We start from the raw sequence: 8,917 nt of genomic DNA, 5'->3' as shown, positions 1-8,917 counted from the left end.
CGGGCCGGCGCCTTCGCCGCCTCCGCGGGTGCGGCCTCGGCGGTCGCCGGGGCGTCGGACGCCGGAACCGGCGCGTCGGACTGGGTCTCGGAGATGGTCTCCACGAGTACTCCTCTTCACGTCTGTGGGTATGAGCGGATGGGTGCCGCAGCCTCGGCATGCGGCTGCACCGGCGATGCGCTGGGCCCGATGCTCAGCGCACGCGAAAGGACTCAGCGAGTCGTTCGGGTGGTGCGAGTGCGGCGCAGATTGCGCCTCGGGCCGGAATCACGATCGTGACGAAGAGCCCTCCGCTCGGTTCCTCACTGTACCACCTCGGACATCCACTGCGACGGCGCGGTGCTCCCACGGAGTGTCCGTGGCCTCCTCGGCGACCCGCGCGGCGTCCATCCGGCTTCCGGGGCCGTCGCACAGCACGAGCACGCTCGGCCCGGCGCCGGACACCACGGCGGCGAACCCCTCGGCGCGCAGCGCTCGCACGAGCCGGCTGGTCTCCGGCATCGCGGGGGCGCGATAGTCCTGGTGCAGGCGGTCGTCCGTGGCGTCCAGCAGCACGTCCGGGCTCTGCGTGAGCGCCGCGATCAGCAGCGCCGAGCGCGACACGTTGAACACGGCGTCCGCGCTGGGGACCTGTTCCGGCTGCAGGCTGCGGGCGGCCTTGGTGGACATCGTGTACCCCGGGACGAGCACCAGCGGCGAGACCCCCCGATGGACGAGGAGCTTCTTGTGCCGCGGGCCCTGCTCCCCCGTCCAGGCGATCGTCAGCCCGCCGAAGAGCGCCGGAGCGACGTTGTCGGGATGCCCTTCGAGCTCCGTGGCGAGCCGCAGCAGCGCATCGTCGTCGAGGTCCGCGATCCCGTCCAGCAGTCCCTTGGCGGCGAGCACGCCGGCCACGACGGCGGCGCCCGAGGATCCGAGCCCGCGGCCGTGCGGGACGCCGTTGCGCGCCACGAGGCGGATTCCCGGCATCGGCCTCCCGACGTCCGAGAACACGTGCGCGATCGAGCGGATCACGAGGTTCGTCGCGTCCCGGGCGATCTCCTCCGCGCCCGATCCGCTCACCTCCACCTCGATGCGCTGCTGTTCGCCGGCTGCGGGGGTCGCGAGCGCCGTCACCTCGAGCTCGTCGTACATGCTCACCGCGAGCCCGAGGGTGTCGAATCCCGGTCCGAGGTTGGCACTCGTCGCCGGGACCGTGACCTCGACGCTGCGGCCCTCCGGGACGACGGCGCCGTCCTCCATCACTCCCCCTCCACGCGCAGCACGGAGACCACGCGCTGCACGACACTGCTCTCCGCGAGCCGGGCGACCGTGTCGCTGAGCGCCTGCTCGGACGCGCGATGCGTGCCGATCACGATCCGTGCCGTGGCGCTGTCCTCGCCCTCCACCGTCTGCAGCGCCGTCGCGACGGACACACCCTCCTCGCTGAGGATCCCGGCCACGGTCGCCAGGACCCCCGGGAGGTCCTCGACCTCGAGCGTGATCTGGTACCGGGTGGTGATACGGCCGATCGGCGCGACGGACAGGCTCTGCCTCGCCGACTCGCCGACCCCCACGCCACCGGCGAGGTGGCGGCGAGCGGCCGAGACGACATCGCCAAGCACGGCCGACGCCGTCTGCACGCCGCCGGCTCCTGCCCCGTAGAACATCAGCGGCCCCGCGGCCTCGGCCTCCACGAACACGGCGTTGTTGCCGCCGTGCACCGTCGCCAGCGGATGCTCGCGATCGATGAGCGCCGGGTAGACGCGCACCGAGACGCCGCCCTCGGGGTCGGACAGCCGCTCGCAGATGGCGAGGAGCTTGATCACGTAGCCCGCACGACGGGCGTCGGCGATCATGTCCGCGGTCACCGACTCGATGCCCTCGCGGTGCACGTCCTCGAAGGACACCTGGGTGTGGAAGGCGAGGCTGGCGAGGATCGCGGCCTTCTGCGCGGCGTCGTAGCCCTCGAGGTCCAGCGTCGGGTCCGCCTCGAGGTATCCGAGCTCGGTGGCGATGCGCTGCGCCTCCTGCGCACTCAGGCCGTCCCGGTCCATGCTGTCGAGGATGAAGTTCGTGCTGCCGTTCACGATTCCGAAGATCCGCACGATCCGGTCGCCGGCGAGCGAGTCCCGCAACGGTCGGATGATCGGGATGGCGGCGGCCACCGCGGCCTCGTAGGACACGGACGCGCCCACCTGGTCGGCGGCCTCGAAGATCTCGGCCCCGTGCGTGGCGAGCAGCGCCTTGTTGCCGGTGACCACGTCCGCCCCCGAGCGGATGGCCGCCAGCACGTGCGACCGCGCCGGCTCGATGCCCCCCATCAGCTCGATGACGATGTCGGCGCCGAGGATCAGCGCCTCGGCATCGGTGGTGAGCAGCTCCCGGGGCAGCTCCGTGTCGCGCGGCGCGTCCGGGTCGCGCACGAGGATCCCGGCGAGCTCCAGCCGGGCGCCGCTGCGCTCGGACAGCTCCTCGCCGTGCTCGAGCAGAAGACGGGCGACCTGGGATCCCACGGATCCCGCACCGAGCAGGGCGATGCGGAGGGTGCGCTGCGGCGTCATGCTTCTCCTTCTCCGGCGGAGCCGGGCTGGGCGGCGGACGACTCCGCCGGTTCGGGTACGGCGTCGAGGCCCGCGTCGCGGCCGAGGAGGTCCGCGAGGGTCTCGCCGCGCACGATCAGGCGTGCGTGTCCGTCCCGCACCGCCACGACCGGCGGGCGGGGGGTGTGGTTATAGTTGCTCGCCAGCGCGTGGCAGTACGCCCCGGTCGCCGGCACCGCGAGCAGGTCTCCGGGGGTCACGTCGGCGGGCAGGTACTCGTGCTCGACGACGATGTCGCCGGACTCGCAGTGCAGCCCCACCACCCGGACGAGCACCGGGTCTCCCGTGCCCGCACGGGAGGCGATCCTCGCCGAGTACGGCGCGCCGTACAGCGCGGGTCGCGCGTTGTCGCTCATCCCGCCGTCGACGCTGACGTAGAGCCGCTCGCCGCGCTCCCCCAGCGACACCGGCTTGGTCGTGCCGACCTCGTACAGCGTCACCCCGGCCTGGCCCACGACCGATCGCCCGGGCTCGAAGGCCAGCGTCGGCACCGTGATCCCGCGCACCTCGCACTCACGCGCCACCGCCTCGACGATCGCGGACGAGAGGACCTCGATGGGCGTGGGATCGTCGGCTGCGGTGTAGGCGATGCCGAAGCCCCCGCCGAGGTTCAGCAGCGGGAGGTCCCCTCCGGCGAGGAGCTCGGCGTGCAGGTCGACCACGCGGGCCGCGGACTCCGCGAAACCCGCCGCGCCGAAGATCTGGGAGCCGATGTGGCAGTGCAGTCCGAGCAGGTTCAGGCTCGGCATCTCGCGAATCCGCGCCGCCGCCGCGTGCGCCTCGTCCAGCGCGAAGCCGAACTTCTGATCCTCGTGGGCCGTCGCCAGGAAGTCGTGCGTCTCGGCGTGCACGCCGCTGTTCACGCGGATCAGGACGTCCTGCACGATCCCGGCGCGATCCGCCCCCAGGCGGGCGGCGATCGCGCCCAGGCGCTCGATCTCGATCAGGCTGTCGACGACGATGGTCCCGACGCCGACCTCCACCGCGCGTTCGAGGACGGCGACCGACTTGTTGTTGCCGTGGAAGCCGAGCCGGGCGGGGTCCGCCCCGGCGGCGAGCGCCGTCTCGAGCTCGCCGCGGCTGCACACGTCCAGGCGCAGGCCCTCCTCGCTCACCCAGCGCACCACGTCGGCGCTGAGGAACGCCTTCCCGGCGTAGTACACACGGGATCGGGTGCCGTGCGCCGCGGCGGCCGCGTCGAACGCCTCGCGGATCCGGCGGGCGTGGGCGCGCACCTCGTCCTCGTCGAGGATGTACAGGGGCGTGCCGAAGCGCGCGCGGAGCTCGGACACGCGGACGCCGCCGAGACGCAGCTCCCCGTCGTCGTCGCGACGGGCAGAGGCCGGCCAGACGGCGGGGACCAGGTCGTTCGGGTCGGCGGGCACGGCGAGCCATTCCGGAGCGAGGGGTTCGTCGGGCAGGGCGGAGACCACGGAGCACCAATCGTCGGGAGGGGTGTCGCCGCTTCCCGGGTCGCGTCGAGGACGGACCGCCGCGGAAGCGGTGCTCGGCGGGGCGTCCGGCCGAGTTCCCCAGCAGTCTAGGACACGCGAGGAGGGCGCCCCGTCGCGGTGCGACATGTCATGACGCGCCTCGTCGGGCAGGCGCGTTCGGTCGTCGAGCGACACTTCGACTCGCTTCGCTCGCTCAGTGCGGGTCTCCGCGAGACGAAACGCCACGCCCCTCGGCCGGCACCGTTTCGTCTCGGTCCTCCAGTCCCCCGGGCGCGCCGGATACGCTCGACGCATGGACGCGACGCCGGAAGCCGAGCGACAGAACCCGTTCGCGCGGGCGATTCAGACCGTGATCGCCTTCGCGCTGAGACGCCGAGCGGTCCGGGCCGCGCTCCTCTACATCGAACGCCGCGGACCGGTGCTGGCGGACAGCATCACCTACCGCGCCCTGTTCAGCGTGTTCGCGGCGGTGCTCCTCGGCTTCTCCATCGCGGGTCTGTGGCTCGCGGGGAATCCGGAGGCGTTCCGCGCCCTCGTCGCGGCGGTGGACTCCGCGATCCCCGGGCTGGTGGGACCGGACGGCATCGTGGACGCCGAGGCCATCACCGCGCCCACCGGCCTCACCCTCACCGGCATCGCCTCACTTGTCGCGCTCGTCGGCGCCGCGCTCGGGGCGATCGGAGCCCTGCGGACCGCCTTGCGCTCCCTCGCCGGCACCGTGGGCGACGACGTGTTCTGGCTCTGGGTGATCCTGCGCAACCTCGCCCTGGCGATCGGCATCGCCCTCGCCGTCGCGGTGACGGCGTTCCTGACCGTCACGGGCGGCTCCGGCATCCGGGCGCTCACGGGAGCGCTCGGTGCGGAGGACTCTCCCGCGGCCGTGTGGGCGGAGCGGGCTCTGGACATCCTGATCATCCTCGTCATGGACACGCTGCTCGTCGCCGCGCTGTTCGTCGTGCTGTCCGGCGTGCGGGCCTCGGCGCGCGCGCTGTGGTCGGGCGCCCTCCTCGGCGGCCTCGGGCTCCTCGTCCTCCAGCAGCTGTCCGGCCTCTTCATCGGCGGCGCGCGGGCCAACCCGCTGTTGGCCTCCTTCGCCGCCCTCATCGCTCTCCTGATCTGGCTGAACCTCTCGGCGCAGGTCGTGCTCTACGCGGGCGCGTTCATCATCACCGCCGTCGAGGACCAGGACGACGCGACCGCCGGGCGACCGCGCACCTTCGAGGAGCGTCGACTGGAGCGCGCGGAACGGATGCTCCGGGCCGCGCAGGAGGAGCGCGACGCCGCGAGCGCGGCAGTGCAGAAGGCCGAGCCGTCCGCAGACGCGGCGGTCACCGCGAAGGGCAGGTCCCGTTCCGCTGCAGGGACGCGTCCGACGTGATCGCGCCGTCGGCGCGGAGCCCGGCGACGAGCTGCCCGTCGGTCACCCCCAACGAGATCAGGTGCAGCCCGGCGGGGATCTGGTCGGCGATGCAGATGCGCTGCGGCGCCGTCAGCCCGTCCGCGAGGCCGCCGAAGCGGCCCGCCAGCTGAGCCGCGTCCAGCGTGACGCCCGCGACCGACGCCGAGACGGGCGTCAACGCGATGTCGCCCTCCACCGCGTCGGGCTTCAGGGTGAGGGCGATCGGCAGGCTCTGTCCGAACAGGCTCAGGGCGCCCTTCGCCGTCACGTTCGCCCCTTCCAGGGCGATCTCGTCGACGGGGAGATCGGTGGCGGATCCGACGAGGTCGCCGAGCTGTTCCGCGGTGACCCGGATCGTTCCCGTCGCTCCCGTCATCGGCCCGCCGTGCAGGGGGAACCCCCGGGCCTCCGCCGTGACGGCTCCGGCGAACGGCCCCACGGCGACGTCGTCGGAGGACAGGTGCAGGGCATCGAGCCTGCCGGCGAGCAGCTGCGCGAGGACGATGCCGTCGGTCGCGACGTCGATCTGCTGGTCCTCCGGCAGGTGCAGAGCCGTGATGACCTGCGTGCGCGCCACGTCGGCGACCACCGCCCGCGCGACGAACTCCGCCACGACGACGAGCGCGGCCAGCACGACAACCGCTGCGGCGACGATCCACGGCCATCGCCGTCGCGTGCGCGTCTCCGGTGCCGAGCCGTCACGCGGCAGCGGCACCGTGGCGTGCTGCGTGCCGAGATCTCGCGGGTACGGCTCCGTGTCGCCCATGCGCGGTGCTCACATCCGCTCGGGCGCCGAGACGCCGAGCAGCTCCAGTCCGTTGCGCAGCACCTGGCCCGTCGCGTCGTTGAGCCACAGACGGGTCCGGTGCACCGCCTCGACGGGGTCGTCGCTGAGCGGGATGACGCGGCAGTTGTCGTACCAGCGGTGATACAGACCGGCGAGCTCCTCCAGATAGCGGGCGACGCGATGGGGCTCGCGGACCTCCGCGGCGAACGCGACGATCCGCGGGAACTCCTGGAGGGCGCCGAGCAGCGCCGACTCGGTCTCGTGAGTCAACAGCTCGGGCGCGAACTCGGAGCGGTCCACGCCGGAGTCGGCGGCGTTGCGGGCGACGTTGTGCGTGCGGGCGTGAGCGTACTGCACGTAGAAGACGGGGTTGTCGTTCGTCCGCTTCTGCAGCAGCTCGGGGTCCAGCGACAGCGGCGAGTCGGCGGGAGAGCGCTCGAGCGAGTACCGGAGGGCGTCCGTGCCCAGCCACTGCCGCAGGTCGTCCATCTCGATGATGTTGCCCGCGCGCTTGCTGAGCCGCGCGCCCCCCACGGACACGAGCTGGCCGATCAGCACCTCGACGTCCTTCTCCGGGTCGTCGCCGGCCGCGCCCGCGAGAGCCTTGAGGCGGTGCACGTAGCCATGGTGGTCCGCGCCCAGCAGGTAGATCTTGTGCTCGAAGCCGCGGTCGCCCTTGTTCAGGTAGTACGCGGCGTCGGCGGCGAAGTACGTGTACTCGCCGTTCGAGCGGCGGATCACGCGGTCCTTGTCGTCGCCGAAATCGGTGGTGCGGACCCACACCGCGTCCTCCTGGTCGAAGACGTGCCCCTGGGCGCGCAGCCGGTCGACCGCCTGATCGATCAGGCTCGGCCCGCCGTCGTCGCCGGGGGCGTGCAGGATCCGCTCGGAGAACCACACGTCGAAGTCGACGTTGAACGCCGCCAGCGACTGCTGCTGCTCGGCGAGCTGGAAGCGGTACCCGAGCTCGCGCGCCACGAGCCGCTGCTCCGCGTCCTCGAGCTCGAGGAAGTCCGGGCGCTCCGCCACCACGCGCGCCGCGAGGTCCGCGATGTAGCTGCCCGCGTAGCCGCCCTCCGGGGTCGGCTCTCCCTTGACAGCGGCGACGATGGATCCGGCGAACCGCTCCATCTGCGCACCGGCGTCGTTGATGTAGAACTCGCGCGCGACCCGGGCTCCGGACGCGGCGAGCAGGCGCGCGATCGCGTCGCCCAGGGCGGCCCATCGGGTGTGTCCGATGTGGAGCGGCCCCGTCGGGTTGGCCGAGACGAACTCGACGTTGATCGAGCGACCGGCCTGCGAGTCGTTGTGCCCGTATGCGGTTCCGGCCTCGACGATCGTCCGGGCCAGGGCTCCGGCCGCGCCGGCCTCGAGGCGGATGTTGATGAAGCCGGGACCGGCGACGGAGACCTCGGCGATCCCGTCGACGGCGCCCAGTCCGTCCGCGATCCGCTGTGCCAGCTCGCGGGGGTTCGTCCCGAACGGCTTCGCCAGCCGCATCGCGACGTTGGTCGCCCAGTCGCCGTGATCGCGGTTGCGCGGGCGCTCCAGCACGATGTCGGAGGCCGTGATCCCCAGCGGCTCACCGGGTCGTCGCTCGTCCGAGATCGGGGTCAGGACGGCGAGGACGGCTTCGGCGAGGGCTGCAGGGTTCATAGACCACCCATCCTAGGACCGCGGGCGCATCCGCACCGCGCGGCCACCGAGGTCAGCGGAAGCGCGCCAGGGTCGCGGTGAGCGCGGCCAGCGCGGAGGCGTCGGGCTCGTCCCCCGCCTCGCGCAGAGCCAGGTAGGCCGCGCCGGCGGCGCCGTCCCCGACCCGCAGGATCTCGAGCGCCTCCCCGCTGCGCGACGCACGACGGATGAACTCGTCCCGCAGGACACCGGGCCTGGACAGCACGCTCCCGCCGACCACGATCGGGCCCGGTCCCGTCCGGACGACCTCGAGGGTCGCGGCGAGCGCGGCTCCGGCCTCGCGCAGGATGCCGCGCGCGGTCTCGTCGTCCTCGTGGTCGAAGGCGAGCGGGGCGAACCGCGACAGCTCGACGGGGCGCTGCGCGTAGAGGGTCTCGACCAGCCGGGACAGCTCGCCGGGCCGTCCCTCCACGGTCGTCCCGCCGCGCTCGATGCCGCACGCGGTCAGCACGGCGTCGGTCAGCGCCGTCGGCGGTCCCCCGCCGTCGAGATCGGCGGCGGCCGCACGCGCGACCCGGTGACCGATCCAGAAGCCGCTGCCGCGATCACCGAGCAGCCACCCCAGTCCGTCGGCGGCCGCGGCGACGTCCCCGTCCTCGACGCGGATCACACAGGCGCCGGTCCCCGACACCAGCGCGTAGCCGGCCGGTGCCGCCGTCCCGCTGAAGTACAGCGCGAGCAGGTCGGATCGAAACTCGAGCCGCCCGGCGAAGCCGTGCTCGGCCAGCAGTCCGCGCAGCCGCTCGCCGCCGCCGCCGGACGTGTAGCCGGCCATCGCCGCGACGATCACCGAGACGTCCTCCGCCCGGCGGCCGGCGACCGCGAGCGCCCCGTGCACGGCGTCGAGCACGGCCCGCGCGGAGGCCTCGGCCCCGACCGAGATCGGGTTCCCTCCCCCGCCGACGCCGTAGCCCAGGCATTCCCCCCGAGGGGTGGCGAGGACGGCCCTGGTCGAGGTGCCCCCGGCGTCCACTCCGAGCACCAAAGCGTCGTGACTCAT

General features: G+C 73.1%; 7 protein-coding genes. 1 reads left to right on the top strand and 6 read right to left on the bottom strand.

Translation table 11 applies throughout. From position 1 onward, the window contains the following. Positions 1-267 precede the first annotated feature (267 nt). Genes thrB through lysA form a run of 3 tightly spaced genes read right to left on the bottom strand, consistent with a single transcriptional unit; the run spans position 268 to position 4,015 of the window. Positions 268-1,242: a homoserine kinase gene (gene thrB / locus MR1_RS08675; RefSeq protein ID WP_067245087.1), complete on the bottom strand. Its 975-nt coding sequence runs from the start codon at positions 1,240-1,242 to the stop codon at positions 268-270. Beyond that, on the bottom strand, positions 1,242-2,543 hold the full coding sequence (locus MR1_RS08670; protein ID WP_067245086.1) for a homoserine dehydrogenase: 1,302 nt from the start codon (positions 2,541-2,543) through the stop codon (positions 1,242-1,244). Before MR1_RS08670 ends, thrB begins: the two co-directional genes overlap by 1 nt. Beyond that, the gene (lysA, locus tag MR1_RS08665; protein WP_067245082.1) at positions 2,540-4,015 is read right to left on the bottom strand and encodes a diaminopimelate decarboxylase; all 1,476 of its coding nucleotides are present in this window, start codon (positions 4,013-4,015) and stop codon (positions 2,540-2,542) included. Before lysA ends, MR1_RS08670 begins: the two co-directional genes overlap by 4 nt. A 313-nt stretch (positions 4,016-4,328) precedes the next feature. Here lysA and MR1_RS08660 point away from each other — a divergent pair, with 313 nt between their 5' ends. Next, a complete protein-coding gene (locus MR1_RS08660; RefSeq protein ID WP_067245080.1) occupies positions 4,329-5,414 on the top strand; it encodes a YihY/virulence factor BrkB family protein in 1,086 nt (361 codons plus the stop codon). Here MR1_RS08660 and MR1_RS08655 read toward each other — a convergent pair. From MR1_RS08655 to MR1_RS08645, 3 genes are read right to left on the bottom strand one after another with little or no spacing between them, the layout of a single operon-like run. Then, the gene (locus MR1_RS08655; RefSeq protein ID WP_067245078.1) at positions 5,365-6,201 is read right to left on the bottom strand and encodes an LmeA family phospholipid-binding protein; all 837 of its coding nucleotides are present in this window, start codon (positions 6,199-6,201) and stop codon (positions 5,365-5,367) included. The genes MR1_RS08660 and MR1_RS08655 overlap by 50 nt on opposite strands. A 9-nt stretch (positions 6,202-6,210) precedes the next feature. Continuing rightward, positions 6,211-7,878 (bottom strand): arginine--tRNA ligase, encoded by a 1,668-nt coding sequence (gene argS / locus MR1_RS08650; protein WP_067245076.1) that lies wholly within the window; start codon positions 7,876-7,878, stop codon positions 6,211-6,213. 52 nt (positions 7,879-7,930) lie between these two features. After that, on the bottom strand, positions 7,931-8,917 hold the full coding sequence (locus MR1_RS08645) for an N-acetylglucosamine kinase (RefSeq protein ID WP_084344470.1): 987 nt from the start codon (positions 8,915-8,917) through the stop codon (positions 7,931-7,933).

Origin of the sequence: Microbacterium resistens NBRC 103078, from assembly GCF_001552355.1 — a bacterium.
Lineage (GTDB): Bacteria > Actinomycetota > Actinomycetes > Actinomycetales > Microbacteriaceae > Microbacterium > Microbacterium resistens.
Note: the sequence above shows the minus strand (reverse complement) of the source record. Positions and strands in the feature narration are given on the sequence as shown.